The sequence below is a fragment of the Thermostichus sp. MS-CIW-30 genome (assembly GCF_054058015.1).
Window position 1 is genome coordinate 61,525 of record NZ_JBSRZW010000003.1, and the last position, 16,928, is coordinate 78,452.

Consider the following 16,928-nt stretch of genomic DNA (forward strand, 5'->3'; position numbering starts at 1 on the left):
ACAAATGTCGGGAAGCAGGCTCGGGCAAGAAGGCGGGCAACAGCGCTGAGGCCACATGCCAACTTAGCATAGCGACGGCGAGGATGAGTCGAGGGAACTGGGATCCCTTTCCCCCTTTTGGTGGGGATCCATCGGTTGGCTAGTCGGCAGGGCTTGTGAGGGATCCCCACTGTTCCAGTCCCAGAACGCGGCTTTCCCCTGGACAGGCCGCCACCACCTCCCCAATGGGGAAGGCTTCGGGGAGCAGGGATCTCACCTGATTTTCCGCCTCAGGGGGGATCACCAGCACATAGCCCACCCCCAGGTTGAAGGTGCGGAACATCTCCAAGGTCTCCACCTGGCCCTGTTCTTGGAGCCAGAGAAACTCCTGTGGGATGGGCCAGCTATGGGGCTGCAGCCGCGCCGCCTGGTTGGGGGCCAAACAGCGGGGCAAGTTTTCCGGGATCCCGCCGCCAGTGATGTGGGCCATGCCGTGGATGGCGATCCCTGCTGCCTGCAGCCGCTGCACCGCCTGCACGTAGATGCGGGTGGGGGTGAGGAATACTTCCGCCAAAGGCCGATCCCAGCCGGGAGGCCGGTGATCCCAGCGCCAACCCCGGTCGGCCACAATCCGCCGCACCAAGCTGTAGCCGTTGCTGTGCAGGCCGCTGCTGGGCAAAGCCAACAGCCGATCCCCAAGCTGTACCCGCGACCCATCCAGAATGGCCGCCTTCTCCACAATTCCCACACAAAACCCGGCCAGGTCGTACTTCCCAGGGGGATAAAACCCCGGCATCTCCGCCGTTTCCCCGCCCAGCAGTTGGCAGCCCGCTTCCTGGCAGCCCGCCAAGATGCCATCGATCACCTGCCACAGGGCTTCCGGCTCCAGCTTGCCAGTGGCCACATAGTCCAAGAAAAACAGCGGCCGGGCCCCCACCGTCAGCACATCGTTGGCACACATCGCCACCAGATCGACGCCCACCCCCCGGTGCTGACCCCACTGCTGGGCAATGTCCAGCTTTGTCCCCACCCCATCGGTGCCCGCCACCAACACCGGCGCTTGATACCCTGTCGGCAGCTCAAACAGGCCGGCAAAGCCGCCGATGCCACCCAAGGTTTCTGAAGAACCTGAAGACGGAACTTGAATCCGTTCAACGCGCTCGCGGATCCCCCTGACAAAGGCCTGGCCCAGATCGATGTCAACCCCTGCTGAGCGGTAGTCCAAGATGCCGAAACTCCTTATGCTATCAAGACTTGGGCTTTTGTGCCCGACTGTGCAAACGGGTCAACTCAGAAACCTATGGTACATTAACTTCTGTTTTAACCGTCGCCTTGGAAGTTGTACAGGATTGGAGAGGAGCGCGGCCTCATGCGAAATTGGAAACAGCTTGGACAGGGACTGGATCCCGCCCGCAAAATGGGCTTGGTCAGCTGTCTCTGTGTCACGGCTTTGGGCTTGCCGGTAGGCATGTTGGGCGGCTTGACTTCGCGAGCACAAGCCTCGACGCGAACCGGATCCCTGAGCACCCGAGCAGCGGAGCTGTCACCTGCATCCAAATTGCCCTCCCCGGCCACCGACCTCGTTCCCCCTTCCCAACCCGCCACTGCTGCCGCAGCCCCAGTCAGAACGCTGCCGAGAACCCCCCAAACCCCTATCTCCGACCACAAAGGTCTTGCCCCTGCCAAACTGGGTACCCTGAACTTGGATCATTCTTTGAACCGAACTCGCCAGGCGATCCTGCCCCGTCGAGCAGAAGAACCCATTCTCAAGATCGGCGAACAACAGCAGCACACCAGCCAGCCCATCTCCACCCTCTACGACTATCAGATGGACGGGCAACAGGTGGTTACTGTCTATGTGCGGGATCTGCCCATTGTCAGTTTTGTCGAGCACCCTGGGCTAGAACCACCGCTGATGCGGGCCAGCACCCTTGTGGCCCAGCTCAACCAAATGGCCCAGGGATCCCTGAAAGACACCACCATCACCTTAGGTTGGGCAGGTTTGGAATTGGCCGAACAAGGCTTGGGTGTTCCTCTCTACACCATTCAGGTCAACAACAAGGAATTGCTGCGCATCGACGATGGAGTGCTGTTGATCGACAACCAGCGCCCGGTGGATGTGGCTGTTTTGGCCGCCAACCGTCTCCGCCGTCTGCTGCTCGATGCCCCGCCCATTTCAGCTCCGGCCCTGCCTCAACCGGCTGCTCTGACCGCCAAAGCCGCTGTTGCAGGTTCCAAGCCGAAAACAGCCCCTCAACAGGAACCCGCCCCTGTCCGCGTGGTTGGGCCTGTGCAAGAGGGCATTGCTTCTTGGTATGACCTGCACCCAACCCGCCATGAGATGACGGCTGCCCACCCCACCCTGCCCTTTGGCACCGAGGTACGGGTGACCAACCTGAAAAACGGACGCCAGGCTGTCGTGCGCATCAACGATCGCGGCCCTTTTATCCCCGGTCGGATCATCGACCTCTCCCTGCGGGCGGCAGAGGTGTTGGGGATGGTGCGCTCGGGGCTGGCACCTGTGCGGGTGGAAGTGGTGCAACGCTAGCTAGGGCACGGGTGAAAAGCGCTTGGAATCGGGGGAATAGCGCCAAGAAATGCCCTCGGGATCCCGGCTGCGGCTCCACTCCGGAAACCCGGTTTTGAATTTCCAATAGGTAATGGCGGAAACCACCACCCCCAAACGTTCCGCCAACTGAGTCTGGTTGAGGGGGCGCAGCGGTGCCCGTGGCGCCGTAACGGCGGTGGGGCTGGGTGTGGGGGCAGAGCCTGCCGACTCTTGGGGGGCCGTGGCTGCAGGGGTGGGCGCTTCCTCCTCCAACCGGTGACTACGGCTGGGCTCCTGGGGACGCAGCAGGCTGAACTGGCTCAACAGGCCGACATTTTCCAGGTTCAGGAGATTTTCCAGGTTAGAGGTTTGGTGGATCAGCTCCAGCTCACGGCGAAACTCATCCTCCAGCACCTGCAGATAGTGCTCCCGCTTCTGCTCCGACTCGGCATCTTTGAGCAGCCCCAAGGCAAAGCTGAGGTTCGAGAGGGGCTCGCTCAGATCCTGCAAGAATTTCTTGAACAGAGTGCCCTTCACGTCCGTGAACTGCTGCAACTGCTGCAGTTTTTGCCGCAGCTCCTCGATTCTTTTCTCTTCCAGCTTGCGGTTCTCAAGGCTCTGGCGGTGGTTGTGCAGGGCAATTTCAATGGTGGTGTAGAGTTCCCGCTCTTTGAAAGGCTTGATGATGTAGCCGAAGGGCCGGGTCTCCTTGACGCGGGAGAGGGTGTCTTCGTCGGCGTAGGCCGTCAGATGCACCACCGGAATGTTGAAGCGCTCGGTGATCCGCTTGGCGGCTTCTATGCCATCGATATCGCCTTTTAGGACGATATCCATCAAGACCAAGTCCACCGGCATCTCTTCCAGCCTTCGGATCGCTTCTTCCCCGGAAGAAGCAATGGCGGGCACAGCGTAGCCAAATTTTTTCAGAACGTTGGCAATGTCCTTGGCGATGATCTTCTCGTCTTCGACGACCAGGATACTGCCTTTGACAAGGGGTGGAACTCTCTTCAAGGCTCGCTCCTCGGAAAGGTAATGATGAAGGTGGTACCCGGTTTGCTCCTCAATTGTATCTTGCCCTGTAGCTGATCGGTGAGGGTTGCAACCAGTTGTAAACCCAGAGATTGAGTTTCCTTGAAGTCAAAGTTCGGGGGCAAGCCAACGCCATTGTCGGAGACTCGCAACTGAGTATATTTGCGGGTTTGGCTGAAATGAATCTCTATCTCCCCGCTGCGGCCCTTCGGGAAGGCATACTTGAGGCTGTTGGTCACCAACTCGTTGATGATCAGGCCACACAAGACCGCATCGTCCAGGTTGAGGCGGATCCCTTCGGCGCGGATGTTGGCGCGAATGCTCTCGGGGTTTACCCCGTAAGAGTGAAAGAGGTTGGAGATCAAATTGTGTAGGTACTGCTTGAGATCCACAGCGGCCAGATTGTTGGATTGGTACAAACCTTCGTGGATCAAAGACATGGCTTGAATACGGCTGCCGGCATCCTTAAAAACGCGGGCGTACTTGCGGCTTTTGATTTGGTCAGCTTGGAGCCGCAGCAGGCTGGAGATGATTTGCAGGTTGTTTTTGACGCGGTGGTGAATCTCCCGCAGCAGGACTTCTTTTTCCTGAAGGGCAGCTTGGATCTGCAGCTTTGCCCGTTTTTCTTCGGTAATGTCTTCGCAAATGCCGATGATGAAGAGGTTTTTGCCCTTGGGATCCCGGACTGCAGAGACTGCCAGGCGGCACCAAACCACCTTTCCGCTGCGGTGGATGTAGCGTTTTTCCAGGTGGTAGCGATCCCGTTGGCCGTTCAAAACCTCCTGGAAGAGTTGCCAATCTTCCTGAATGTCCTCGGGATGGGTGAGGTCGCAGAAGCTCATGTGGGTCAGTTCGGCAGCGCTATAGCCCAAGATCTCTTCCAGAGCGGGGTTCACTTTTAGGTAATGGCCCCGATGATCGACGATGGAAATGCCCAGGGCTGACTGCTGGAAGATGCCCCGTAAACTCAGCTCACTTTGGCGAAGGGCTGCCTCGGCTTGCTTGCGCTCGGTAATGTCCAAAATCTGGCTTAGAAAGTAGCTGGGATCCCCTTGGGCCGTGCGCACCAGGGTGATGCGAAGAATGGCATAGACTATTTGGCCGTTCTTGTGGATGTAGCGTTGTTCCTGTTCCCACTGATGCACCTGGCCGGCCAGCAGGCGGTTGCTGTTTTCCAGAGTGGTGGCGATGTCGTCGGGATGGGTGATGTCGAGGACGGTTTTCCCTTTGAGATCCTCCAGGGTGTAGCCCAGGGTTTCGGTAAAAGCGGCGTTGATTTGCAAATAGGTGCCATCCACGTGGGTCATGGCCTTGGCAATGGGGGCCCATTCAAAGGATTGGCGGAAGCGTTCTTCACTTTCTTTGAGGGCAATTTCTGCCTCCACGCGGGCGCTGATGTCGATCACCTGGTTGAGAAACTGGGTGGGCTGTCCTTCCTCGTCGGTGAGCAGGGTGGCCTGAAACAGCACATGAACAACCTGGCCGGAACGGTGGGTGTAGCGAATCTGGCGCTGGCTGACAGAGACCTTCCCTGCCAGCAAAGCCTCATTGGCCCCCAGCAGTGGGTTGACATCTTCGGGGTGGAGAATGTCCAGTTGTTGCCGATGCTTCAATTCTTCGGGGGTGTAGCCGACAATCTGGGCAAAGGCATCGTTGACCTGGATAAATCGCCCCTGCAAGTCCACAAGGGCAATTCCATTGGGGGCCAGCTCAAAAATCTGCCGAAAATGGTTGGCGCTTTGTTGCCAGGCTTGCTCTATACGACGCCGTTCGGCCTCCAGTTGCTTGGACTCGGTGATGTCTTCGACGATCCCTGCTACCCGATAGATTTTGCCCTCTTTGTCGGCGATGGGAAAAGTGCGTTCCCGCAACCAAATCAGGCGGCCATCGGTGCGATAAATGCGGAAGACGACATCGGTGGATTTGCCCTCCGATTGGGCTTTGAGGATGGTGGGGAACAACCAGCGATCGTCGGGGTGGATTTGGCGCATCCAGGCTTGGGGGTTGGCGTAAGCCTCTTCGGCGGAAAGGCCCCAAAGGGCTTCGCAGGCTGGGCTGACGTAGATCAGCTCTTTGCTGTAGAGTGTTGTGATCCAAAACAGTTGCTGCGTATTCTCTGCCAGTTGCAGAAAACGATGCTCGCTCTCTCGGCGGGCCTCTTCCAATTGTTGTTGTCGTTCTTTCAGTTGACGGGATGCTGTGATGTCGGTAACAAATCCTTCAAAATAGAGGGGATCCCCTTGGTCGTTGTAGATGGTGCGGGCATTTAAAGAAATCCAAATCAGTCTGCCATCTTTGCGGCAAACTTGGTGCTCAAAATCCACAACTTGACCTTCTTTTAGCATGCGCTGAATGAATTCGGCTCGCTGCTCCGGATCGCTATAGATTTGGGTGCCGATATCGGAGACGTTGTGCATCAAATCCTCAGGGGATTCGTAGCCGAAAATATGGGCCAAGGCCGGGTTGGCAACCAGATATTTGCCCTCTAGGGTGGTTTGAAAAATGCCTTCGACGGCGTTCTCGAAGATCTGCTGGTAGCGGGCAGCAGTGCTGCGGCTGTCCTGCAGTTGGGATTGGAGCTGCTCGAGGGTTTGCCGATGCTCCTGGGCTTGGAGAAGAATGTGCTTCAGGCTGAGGGCAACGAGGTCAATCTGTTCCCGTTCAAAGGAACTCAGTTGGCGAGGATGGCAGTCAAGCAGGTGCAGATCGGCCAACCGGATCCCCTGCTCAGTCTGCAAGAGGAAGGATTCATGAAAAGGCCATTGCTCAGCCCCAGGACTGGCATTGAGGTTGAAGGGTTCGCCGGCTGGGATCCCTTGCGGATCCCGGTAGAGGATCCCTTTTGAAGACGAGTGGGGATCCGATCCCGGCTGATCCAGTTCCAGATAGACCAAGGGCACTTTCAGCAGTTGACCCAGTAATTGCAACAGCGGGTACAGCGCTGTACCCAGTTCGGTTTGAAGGGACTGCCCTTCCCTGGGAGCAGTCCGCGGGAAAGCAAAACCGTGCACAACGGATCTTGGCGAGCGAGAAATGGGAGGTGACATGGGAAAACCTGGCCGAGGAGCTGGCTCAACCCAGTCCATCACGACAGATCGGGGGTGCCTGGTTGGGCTGATCTCCACAGGGAAAAGGAGCAGGCGCACCCATTCTGCACCCACTCTACTCTAGCGATACTCTGGAGAAACTTACTTTGAAACTTACTTTAGTGAAACATGCTGCTGACGGAGCTATCTTCATGGATGCGCCAGATCGCTTCCCCCAGCACATTGGCTACCGAGAGAACGGTTAACTCGGGAAAGTGCTGCTCTGGAGGGATAGGGATGGTGTTGGTGACGATCACCTCTTCAAATAGACCACCCCGCAGGCGTTGAATGGCCGGCTCAGAAAAAACAGGATGAATGGCGCAGGCATAAACCGCTTTGGCTCCCAGCTTGCGCAGCAATTTTGCCCCTTCCGAGATGGTGCCTGCGGTATCGATCATGTCATCCACAAGGATGGCAGTTTTCCCCCGCACATCCCCAATCAGATTCATGACTTCCACATCGTTGTGGGCTTGACGGCGCTTGTCGATGATTGCCAGAGGGGCTTCCTTGAGCTTTTTGGCAAAGGCACGGGCACGAGCCACACCCCCCACATCGGGAGAGACGACCACAATGTCTTCGTCGAGCAAGCCCTTTTCCTTGAGGTAAGCCTGTAATACCGGCTGGGCGTAGACGTGGTCGAGGGGAATGTCGAAGTAGCCTTGAATCTGGGCCGAGTGCAGATCCATAGCCAGCACGCGGTGAGCTCCCGCCTGGGTAATCATGTTGGCCACCAGCTTGGCGGTGATCGCTTCTCGGCCTGCCGTTTTGCGGTCGGCGCGAGCGTAGCCGTAGTAGGGCAAGACAGCGGTGATCTGCCGGGCAGAGGCGCGGCGACAGGCATCGATGATCACCAGCAGTTCCATCAGGTGGTCGTTGACGGGGCGGCAAGTGGGCTGCACCAAGTAGACATCAGCACCCCGGATCGACTCTTGGATTTGGATGTACAGCTCGCCATCGGCAAAGCGCTTGCGCAACATCGGGCCCAGATCCATGCCCAAGTAACGCGCCACCTCCTGAGCCAGAGCCGGGTTGGCGCTGCCTGAGAAGATTTTGAGGCGGTTGCTATCCGAGATGGGTGGCAGGGGAGAAGGGCGAAGAAGGGGTGCAGGGCGAACCACAGATCGATGCTGAACTCGTCCGTAGCCAACGCCTAACGGCGAGCTGCCGCTATCGTAGCACTGGCGCTTGCAACCTCAGCAAGTGTATTCTTCCGGATTTTGAGTTTGGGGGGAGCAAGTTACCATAGTCAAGATGAAGGTCGAGCTGCTGCACATCCACAAGCGTTTTGGGGCGGTACAGGCGAACCGCGATGTGTCCTTGCGGGTGGAGGCGGGCACAATCCACGGCCTGCTTGGGGAGAATGGGGCCGGCAAAAGTACCTTAGTTAAGATCCTGAGCGGCTTTCTGCGCTGCGATCAGGGGGAGATTTGGATCGATGGGCAACCGGTTCGCATCGACAGCCCTGCAGCAGCCATTCGCCTGGGCATTGGCATGTTGCACCAGGATCCCTTGGATTTTCCTTCTCTGACGGTACTAGAAAACTTTATTGCCGGGCAACGAGGGCGCTTGGGCTTGGGGCTGCGGGAAAGCCGAAGACGTCTCGAGAAAGCCTGTGAAGAGTTTGGTTTTAATCTCAACCCCGATGGAGCCATCGGCAGTTTGACGGTGGGGGAACGGCAACAACTGGAAATGCTGCGGTTGCTTTCCCTGGGGATCAACACCTTGATTTTGGATGAGCCAACGACGGGCATTTCTGCAGCGCAAAAAGATCTTCTGTTCGCGGCTCTGAGAAGGTTGGCGGAGCAGGGCAAATCGGTGATCTTCGTCTCCCACAAGCTGGCCGATGTGGAGTGCCTTTGCGATCGGGTGACGGTGATGCGGCAGGGGGAGGTGGTGGGGGAGCTGCCTGTTAGAGGTGAGGACATTGCCCTGCTGGAACAGCGGTTGATCGATTGGATGTTCGGGCGGGAGTTGGCACCCCCGGCTCGGCCCCATTCTCCGCAAAGGAGGGCGGATCCCCTGTTGGAGTTGCGCTCTCTGGTGGTGCGGCATGAGCCGTTTGCCTTGGCTTTGCCAGATCTGGCGGTGCAGCCGGGGGAAGTGATTGGGTTGGCCGGTTTGGAAGGCAGTGGGCAACGCTCTTTCCTGCTCACCTGTGCAGGGTTGTTGCCGCCCAGGCGTGGCCGGATTCTGTTGGGGGGGCAGGAGATGACAGGCCGTCCTTACGGCGACTATCTGCGCTGTGGGGTGGGGTTTTCTCCGGCGGATCGGCTGCGGGAAGGGCTGATCCCCGGCTTAACCTTGCAGGAGCATTTTGCCCTCCAGCAGCAGGATCCCTGGATCAACTGGGCTCTGGCCCGTCAGCAGACCCAAGCGGCCATCGAACACTTCAGCATTCGGGGTCACCCCTACAGCCGGGTGGAGCAACTCTCGGGGGGCAACCAACAGCGCAGTCAGTTGGCTCTCTTGCCCACACCCCTGAGTCTTTTGCTGATGGAGCACCCAACGCGAGGGTTGGACATCGAGTCGGCGCTGTGGGTCTGGGGGCAATTGCTGGAACGCACCCAAGCGGGTACGGCTATTCTTTTTGCCTCGGCGGATTTGGACGAGATCCTGCAGTACAGCGACCGGGTGATGGTGTTCAGCGGCGGACAGGTCTCGGAACCCATTCCGGCGGCGGAGCTCACCGTTTCGCGGCTGGGGCAGATGATGACACTTCCCGTCTTGCGCAGCACTCACAGCAGCGAGATCCCAGGGATCCCGACTGAGGTTTAGAGGGCTGGTCGCATCAGCAGGAACTGACACTCTGCCGCAGCAGGAGAAGGATTTGAGAACAGCATGGCAACCGGACAGAGCAAGGCTTAGAGTAGCAGTAGCCCCAAGCCTTTTGCTCAAGGAATCTGGCCATGGGATCCCAGGATCGCGCTCCGCCCTCAGGAACAGAGGAGCCGCAATCTGACCGTTCGCGCTCCTCGGACGACGTCCTTTTGCAGCTCACCGTTCGGGGATCCCGGCAGCAAGTCTTGCAGGGTTTGCGGGCCTGGCTGGAGCTGAGCTTGCTGACTCCAGAGCACTTTCGCTTGCTGGTGGAGCAGTATCGGCTAGAGGGGGAGGAACCAAGGTCAGCGGCAGTTTCCCCCAGCGACGAGATCCCGGCTCGTCTTGGCTCGGCCTACGTGCTCTGGATTTTGGGTTTGTTTGGCATCTGTGGCCTGCACCGTTTTTATCTGGGCCGCTGGCGGACGGGTTTGCTCTGGCTGTTGACCTTTGGGCTGCTGGGGATCGGTCAGCTCCTGGATTTGATTTGGATCCCGGGGATGGTGCGAGAAAGAAATGCTCGCCTGGCTGGATCTGGAGTTGAGGCGGGAGAAGAGCCCCAAGCTGCCCCTCAATCCACTCGCGCTACTCGGACGGAGTCCTTGCCCCCCCCTACCCCGGCGCTGGCTGTTTTGCTGCGGAACTTGCTGTCAGAGCTGAGCGTGGCTTGGCTGTTGCTGCTGGGCCTGTTTTTGGTGGTGGTGTCCTCGGGGGTGCTGGCGGCCAGCCACTGGGAGCAATTTTCTCCAACTGCTCAGTATGGGGTGCTCTTGGCCTATACGGCGGCTTTTGGGGTAGGTGCTGGATGGATCCAACGGCAGGAAGGGCTGCGTCTAACCGGTCAAACCTTGGAGGCTATTGCCCTGCTGCTGGTGCCGGTGAACGTGTGGGCCCTGGATGGGCTGGGGATCCCTTGGGGGATCCGCATCCTGGCGCTGGGCTTGCTGCTGGGGATCCCGTTGACGGCTGAGGGTCGGGTGCGCTCGCTGGGTTCAGGTGCCGGCTTTCGCGACAGCGGTGTGGAGCCCAATGCCTTTTCCAATGCCTTTTACGGAACCTTGGTGAACTTTTTGGCCCTCTCTGGCTTGCACGCTTTCTGGAGCTTGGGGCCGCAGGAGCTTCGCCCTGCTTTTGTCCTGGGGATCCTGTATCTGGGGATCCTCAGCACCGTGATTTACACCTGGAGCCGCCGGTCTCGGGAATTACGGGGCTCCAAGATCTGGCTAATCGGGGCTGCCGGATCCCTGTTAATCCTACGGGGGCTGCTGTCTGGGCATGTCCAAGTGCCGCAGTTGGGGTTGGCGGTGGCCCTGTTGGGTTGGCTAGCAGCGGAATGGCCCCAGGGATCCCCGTACATCGTAGCAGAAGGCGCTCAGGAGGGGATGCTCTCCCGCTGGTGGGATGGAAGCTGGGTGCTGTTGGTGGTGGGCTGGCTGCTGGCCGCCATTGGCTTGGCGGAGAGCCGTTTCAGCGGCTGGCAGTTGCCGGGCATTAGCCTGCTGGGGATCCATGTTCTAACCGGGCGTCTGCGCCGACACACCCAGTCGCCCCAGCGGGACGAAGTCCTTAGGGTGCATTTGACGTTGCTGTTCTTGCTGGGCCTGGAAACTTGCTGGGCTTTTTGGCAGGTGTGGCCAGCAAGCTGGCGGCAAGAGGTTGTAGCTACAGTAACCAACTGGTTTCAGCCCCTTGATTCCCCTTGGGGCTTGCTGGGGTTGGTGCTACTGCCCTACGAGGTGCTGTGGTTGGGGTTGGCGGCCCGCTGGCAGAGGAGCACTCCAGAAGCCGGCGAGACAGACTTTTCTGGGCTGGTGGAACCAACAGAGCGCTTGGTTTTGGGGCTAGGGGGATCCCTGCTGCTCTTGAGCCTTCCCTATCCGGCCATTCGCTTTTGGCACTTGCTTTTGAGCGCCGGGATCCTGGCCTGGTGGCTACAACAAAAGTCCAGATCAGGAGAAACTCCCAACTTTCTTTGGGTACTCCTGACCCACGCCTACGGAGTGGGGGCACTGCTAGCCGGGATCCGCTGGCTTTTGCCCGACTTGTTCGCGCCAGCGGTGCGGAGCACTAGCCTGTCCAGTTGGGGAGTGGTTCTGCTGCTGGTGGGCCTATTGCAATGGGCAGGGCGGGTAGCTCTGGGTGGGTCAGAGCGCTTTTTTTGGGGAGTGCCTGCGGAGCTGTGGCAGCGAAGTGCAGATGGCATAGGGCTGGTGCTGGTGGGATCCAGCTACTTGGCGTTTTTGCTGCAACGGTTCCTTGATTCGTCTGCGACTGGTGAACAATCCATGGGCTGGCTGTGGCTGCTGGTGCCTCTTGCTTTAACGGCAGCTCAGGTATTGGCCCTGCCCCCCCTGGAGTTCATGCCCCGCTGGCTGCAGATCCCAGAGCAAGGGGGATTGGGATCCCTTTCCTGGCAGCAGGGGATCCCAGTGCGGGGATCCCTGCGTCTTTGGGCCGTGCTCTCGCTGGTGATGGCGCAGTTGCTCACCTTGGGCAGGCCGGGCCCGGATCTGCTCGGGCTAGGGCTGGGGTTGCTGCTGCTAGCTACCCAGGTGTGGCTATGGGCTTGTCCCTTGCCAAGTTCCCCTACTCCTGGAGCAGAGGGGGAAGCCCTGCTGGCGGTGGCCTTCGGCTCAGGGTTCGGCCTGGTGGGGATCAGCCGGCTCTTGCCGACACTTACGGAAGCGGAATGGCTGCTGGTCTTGGCAGCGCTGCTGTTGCTCTTGAGCGGCTGTCGCTACGGCATCCGGCACCTCTCTTCTCGCCTGCAAGCCGCTTACCGGCCAGCCCTGGATGGCTGGGGTATACCCTTGGGGTTGGTGCTCTTGCTCTCCCTAACGTTGCCCACCGCGGCGGCCCTCTTCACCCCTTCCTCGCCCCCTGCTTTCTCGGCAGCCATACCGCTGGCCTCTGGGGTTACCTGGCTGGCCATTGGTCTCCGACTTTGGGTAGAGGTTGCTCCGGTCTTCTCTGCTCCCATTGCCGAGACGGGATCCTCTCCGACCCTCCCCCCTAGCGCTAGCGGGACGGAGTCCTCTCCGACAGGGGATGCCCCTGAAATTGCCCAAGCCCTTTCATCTGGCCAGATCAAGGGTCAGATGGATGGGTTGTTGTACGGGCTGGGCTGGGCTTTGGAGCTACTGGCGGCAAGCGGCGTGTTGTGGGCTGTACAGGGATCCCGTCCTGTTGCCCCTCTGCTTGCCGTCATCAATCTGAGCCTGGGGATCCTCTTTTGGATTGGGCCGGAAAAACTCTTGCTTGAGGGGGCCGCTCGCGCTGGCGGGACAAAGTCTTTGGGGGGGCAGCTCCTGCAACAGGTCAGGGCCCTGAGCTTCTGGCGGACGGGGCCTTTGATCTATGCAGGGTTGGGCTGGCTGGGATCCCATGCCCAGTGGAGTGAGGTAACGGGCTTGGGCAGCTTAGGTCTCTCCATCGTGCTGCTGGGCCTGGGGCGTCGACAGGCGGTCCAACGGGCGCAAGAGCAAGGCCGGGAAGACCTCCGTCCTGCCAACTGGAAAGGGCTCCTGGGCGCTTGGGGCGTGTCTGTGGCCGCCTACGAGAGCTGGGTTTACTTCCTCAGCCAGCGAACTGGGGGATCCCTGGCAAATGGGTTGGTGTTGATCGCTCTGTTAGGGCTGAGCTTGGCCTGGGGCTACGGCTTTTGTCCCCCTTGGCTGGTGGCGACCCTGCGGCTGAAAGCGGCCTGGCTGCAGCGGATAGGCGCCGGCAACTGGGGCTTGGCCAGCCTACTCCTTCTGTTCGCCTTTTGGGATCTCGGTCTCAGCCCTTGGGGGAAGTGGCTCTGGGTGCTGACGGGATCCGGCCTGGTGGCCTATGCCGCCGGACAGGGGAGAACCTCAACTCTAGAATCTCCAACAGAGCGAAATTGGGCGCCAACGGTCTGGGGTTACCTCAGCGCATGGCAGGGGGCTGGGGTTCTGCTGGGCGGTGTGTTCCTGGGGCTGCCGCAGCTATCCATAGCGCGGTGGGCCGGATCCCTGCTCTGTGGGCTGGGGCTGGTTTACCATGGCTTGCCCTGGCGACGGTGGGGCTGGCCGGCGGCTCCTTGGCAGAATACAGCCTTGGTGCTGCCCCTGGCCGCTTTTCCGGTAACCGCGGGAGGAAATAACACCCTTAATCTGCTGCTGGGGGCAACCTACTATGCCCTGCTGGCTATCTGGAGATCCCAAGTGCGCCTGGGCTATGTCAGCCTGTTCTTGAGCAACTGGATCCTGTGGAATTACGGCTGGCATCAGGATTGGGCTTCCCTGACGTTCTATGCCCTGCCCCTGGTGGGATCCCTGCTCTATGTGGCCCAGGTGGATCCGGGATTACAGGAAGCCAGCGGGCGACAGGGGCGGCATTGGCTGCGGCTGGTTTCCTTGGGCACATGGCTGCTGGTGGTGCTGGTGGAAACTCACGGGCAACGGTGGACGGGCTTTTGGCCGGTAGGGTTGGGTTTGGCCTTAGGTCTGCTGGGCTTGGCCTTGCGGGTAAGAGCCTATCTCTTCGTGGGCACGCTGGCTTTTGGGCTGGGGATCCTGCGGCAGGGATGGCTGTTGGTAACAACTGATGCGCTGCTGCTCTGGGCCACTGGGATCCTGCTGGGCCTGCTTCTGATTTGGACGGCAGCCAATCTTGAAAGGCGTCGAGAAGAGGTGGGATCCCGCCTCTCCACTTGGCTAGGGCAACTGCAGAGCTGGGAATAGCTCCCCCCGTGGGAGAGGGGTCGAGAGTGAGCCAGTGGGGCAAGGGGCATGTCAAACTGGTGCTGGCCTTGCTTTGGAGGATGGGGTCTATTGCTGGGCAACGTTGACCCAAAGGTGTCTTCTCAGCCTAGGTGGAAAAAGCTTCTGCGGCAGATCTTGGCTCCCTGGCGCGAGTTCGATGGCATGTTGCTGGCCACGGTGCTGGCCTTGACAGGCATCGGCATTCTTGCCATCCGCAGCGCAGTCTGGGAGCGTCCCATCAGCCACTACTGGGTACAGCAGTTGATCATGGCCGGGATCAGCCTGGTGTTTTTGGGAATGGTAGCCCGGATCCCGTATGAGCGGCTGTTGCGCTGGCACTGGTTCACCTACTTCCTGACCTTGGCGAGTTTAATTGCAGTGCTCTTTTTCGGCACAGCAGGCGGAGGAGCGGAGCGCTGGCTCTCCATCGCTGGCTTTCAGGTGCAGCCTTCTGAGTTTGCCAAGCTGGGGGTAATTGTTACCCTGGCTGCTCTCCTGCACCACTGGCCGATCAAGTACTTCAGCCAGATTTGGGTGGCCGTTGCCGTCATTGCTCCTCCCTGGATCTTGATTTTCCTGCAGCCCAACCTGGGCACTGCCCTGGTGTTTGTGGTGATTGTCCTGGTCATGCTCTACTGGGCCGGAGCCAAGGGCAGTTGGATCCTCTTGCTCCTGTCGCCGGGGGTGGGAGCCATTCTCTATGGCTTACACACTCGCCCAGAGCTGAGCTGGATGCTTTGGGTTTGGCTGCTCTGGTGTCTGGGAATGGCGGGGTTGGCTGCTTGGCGTCTCCCCTGGCAGTGGACGGGGGCCGTAACTTTTGGGGTAATCAACCTGCTCTCGGGGCAGTTGGGTCAGCTAGCTTGGCACCTTCTCAAGCCCTATCAGCGGCGGCGGCTGGAGATTTTTATCGATCCCATGCAAGAGCCCTGGGGAGCCGGCTATCACCTCATTCAATCCCGCATTGCCATCGGAGCCGGCGGCCTCTGGGGCCGCGGTATCCAGCAGGGCACCCAAACCCAGCTGGACTTCATCCCCGAACAGCACACGGATTTCATTTTCTCCGCCATTGGGGAAGAGATGGGTTTTATCGGCACCCTGACGGTGCTGATCCTGTTCTGGATCCTGTGTGCGCGGCTGATCTGGATTGCCCAAGGGGCCAAGGACAATTTTGGATCCCTGATTGCCATTGGGGTGCTGGCGATGATCCTCTTTCAGGCGGTGGTGAACATCAGCATGACCATCGGCCTGGCCCCCATTACCGGCTTGCCTTTGCCTTTTCTAAGTTATGGCCGCTCGGCTCTGCTGACCAATTTTCTGGCCATTGGCTTGGTGGAGTCGGTGGTGATGCACCGCCAGCGTACTAGTCTTTTCAAGTAGGCAGGCTCAATTTGCCTCCAGCGGGTTTGGCCTCAACAAGGGGAAGCTGCTGCCAGCGTTGGGCAACACTGGCCAAGGATCTTAAGATAGGAACACGGAGCCCCGGCTGGTCGAGCTGGCATGTTGCGTTTGGATCCTGCCCTCTACTTTGACCACAGCGCCACCACTCCGCCTCGGCCTGAGGTGATCGAGGCCATGCAGATGGCGATGCAGGAAAGCTGGGGCAACCCCTCCAGCTTGCACGGGTGGGGAGAACGGGCCGCCATGGCCATGGAGCGGGCGCGGCAGCAGGTGGCCGAGCTGCTTAACTGTGAGCCGGAGGCGCTGCTGTTTACCTCAGGCGGGACGGAGTCCAACAACTTGGCCCTGTTTGGGGTGGCCCAGCGCTACTCTACTCCCCAACATCTCATCATCTCCAGCGTCGAGCACGCCTCGGTGGAGAATGCTGCCCGCCAGTTGCAGTCCCAAGGCTGGCAGGTCACCCGTCTGCTGGTGAACGCCGCCGGCCAGGTGGATCCCCAGACTTTGATCCAGGCGCTGCAACCCAATACCGTTTTGGTCTCCATCGTCCACGGCCAAAATGAGGTGGGATCCCTGCAGCCCATTGCAGAGCTGGGTCAGATCTGTCGCCAGGCGGGGGTGCTCTTCCACACCGACGCTGTGCAGACGGTGGGGCGGATCCCGCTGGATCTGACACAACTGCCGGTGGATCTGCTCTCCCTTTCCGGGCATAAACTCTACGGGCCCCAGGGGGTGGGGGCGCTGTACGTGCGCCCAGGGGTGGAGCTGCGACCGCTGCTGCGGGGGGGCGGGCAAGAACGGCGGCTGCGGGCTGGCACCCAAGGGATCCCGGGCATTGTCGGCTTGGGAGTGGCGGCAGCTTTGGCGGCCCAAGAGCTATCTCAAGAAACGGCCCGCCTGCGGCAATTGCAACGGCATTTGGCCCAGTTGCTGGCGGAGGTGCCCGGTTTGCGGCTGACCGGCCCTGTGGATTTGGAGCAGCGCCTGCCCCACCACCTCAGCTACTGCGCCGCAGGGATCCCGGGGAATGTGCTGGTCAGGGCTCTAAGCCGCCAGGGGATCGCCATTAGCGCCGGCTCCGCCTGTAGCAGCGGCCAACTGATCCCCAGCCGCATCCTCTTGGCCATGGGCTATTCGGAAGCCGAGGCACTGGGATCCATTCGCCTTAGCCTTGGCAAAGCCACCACCTACGCTGCGGTTGAGTATGTGGCCCGATGTCTACAAACGGAGCTTGCCTCCATCTCCAAATCCGTAGCCTTGGGGAATGCGGCAACTCAATCCCCGTTGTCGATCCCCGTCACGTAGCCGGATCGAAGGTCGGGCAGGCTGGGTTAAGGT

General features: G+C 59.8%; 9 protein-coding genes. 5 read left to right on the forward strand and 4 right to left on the reverse strand.

What is annotated here, in order from left to right; genetic code table 11:
• Positions 1-139: 139 nt before the first annotated feature.
• A complete protein-coding gene (gene purM / locus ACVWXW_RS02130; RefSeq protein ID WP_457402529.1) occupies positions 140-1,204 on the reverse strand; it encodes a phosphoribosylformylglycinamidine cyclo-ligase in 1,065 nt (354 codons plus the stop codon).
• 144 nt (positions 1,205-1,348) lie between these two features.
• On the opposite strand from purM, the gene ACVWXW_RS02135 reads away from it, so the two are divergent.
• Positions 1,349-2,527: a septal ring lytic transglycosylase RlpA family protein gene (locus ACVWXW_RS02135; RefSeq protein WP_457402531.1), complete on the forward strand. Its 1,179-nt coding sequence runs from the start codon at positions 1,349-1,351 to the stop codon at positions 2,525-2,527.
• Here ACVWXW_RS02135 and ACVWXW_RS02140 read toward each other — a convergent pair whose 3' ends face one another.
• The 3 genes from ACVWXW_RS02140 to ACVWXW_RS02150 form a co-directional block, all read right to left on the reverse strand.
• Positions 2,528-3,538 (reverse strand): response regulator, encoded by a 1,011-nt coding sequence (locus ACVWXW_RS02140; protein ID WP_414350654.1) that lies wholly within the window; start codon positions 3,536-3,538, stop codon positions 2,528-2,530.
• Positions 3,535-6,603, reverse strand: coding sequence for a PAS domain S-box protein (locus ACVWXW_RS02145; protein ID WP_457402533.1), 3,069 nt, complete (start codon positions 6,601-6,603; stop codon positions 3,535-3,537). The genes ACVWXW_RS02140 and ACVWXW_RS02145 overlap by 4 nt, the downstream gene beginning before the upstream one ends.
• Before the next feature lie 158 nt (positions 6,604-6,761).
• On the reverse strand, positions 6,762-7,760 hold the full coding sequence (locus ACVWXW_RS02150) for a ribose-phosphate pyrophosphokinase (protein WP_011433256.1): 999 nt from the start codon (positions 7,758-7,760) through the stop codon (positions 6,762-6,764).
• A gap of 133 nt (positions 7,761-7,893) precedes the next feature.
• Here ACVWXW_RS02150 and ACVWXW_RS02155 point away from each other — a divergent pair, with 133 nt between their 5' ends.
• From ACVWXW_RS02155 to ACVWXW_RS02170, 4 genes are all read left to right on the forward strand, one after another.
• Positions 7,894-9,417, forward strand: coding sequence for an ABC transporter ATP-binding protein (locus ACVWXW_RS02155; RefSeq protein WP_457402535.1), 1,524 nt, complete (start codon positions 7,894-7,896; stop codon positions 9,415-9,417).
• Between the two features lie 131 nt (positions 9,418-9,548).
• The gene (locus tag ACVWXW_RS02160) at positions 9,549-14,168 is read left to right on the forward strand and encodes an NINE protein (protein WP_457402537.1); all 4,620 of its coding nucleotides are present in this window, start codon (positions 9,549-9,551) and stop codon (positions 14,166-14,168) included.
• 90 nt (positions 14,169-14,258) lie between these two features.
• Positions 14,259-15,569, forward strand: coding sequence for a rod shape-determining protein RodA (rodA, locus tag ACVWXW_RS02165; RefSeq protein ID WP_457402538.1), 1,311 nt, complete (start codon positions 14,259-14,261; stop codon positions 15,567-15,569).
• A 120-nt stretch (positions 15,570-15,689) separates the two neighbouring features.
• On the forward strand, positions 15,690-16,895 hold the full coding sequence (locus ACVWXW_RS02170; RefSeq protein ID WP_457402539.1) for a cysteine desulfurase family protein: 1,206 nt from the start codon (positions 15,690-15,692) through the stop codon (positions 16,893-16,895).
• Positions 16,896-16,928: the final 33 nt, after the last annotated feature.

What these genes read in the sequence shown, in the direction of transcription:
- ACVWXW_RS02170 (WP_457402539.1), top strand. Translation starts at nt 15,690, where the DNA reads ATGTTGCGTTTGGATCCTGCCCTCTACTTTGACCACAGCGCCACCACT.
- ACVWXW_RS02135 (WP_457402531.1), top strand. Translation starts at nt 1,349, where the DNA reads ATGCGAAATTGGAAACAGCTTGGACAGGGACTGGATCCCGCCCGCAAA.
- ACVWXW_RS02160 (WP_457402537.1), top strand. Translation starts at nt 9,549, where the DNA reads ATGGGATCCCAGGATCGCGCTCCGCCCTCAGGAACAGAGGAGCCGCAA.
- ACVWXW_RS02145 (WP_457402533.1), bottom strand. Translation starts at nt 6,603, where the DNA reads ATGTCACCTCCCATTTCTCGCTCGCCAAGATCCGTTGTGCACGGTTTT.
- ACVWXW_RS02155 (WP_457402535.1), top strand. Translation starts at nt 7,894, where the DNA reads ATGAAGGTCGAGCTGCTGCACATCCACAAGCGTTTTGGGGCGGTACAG.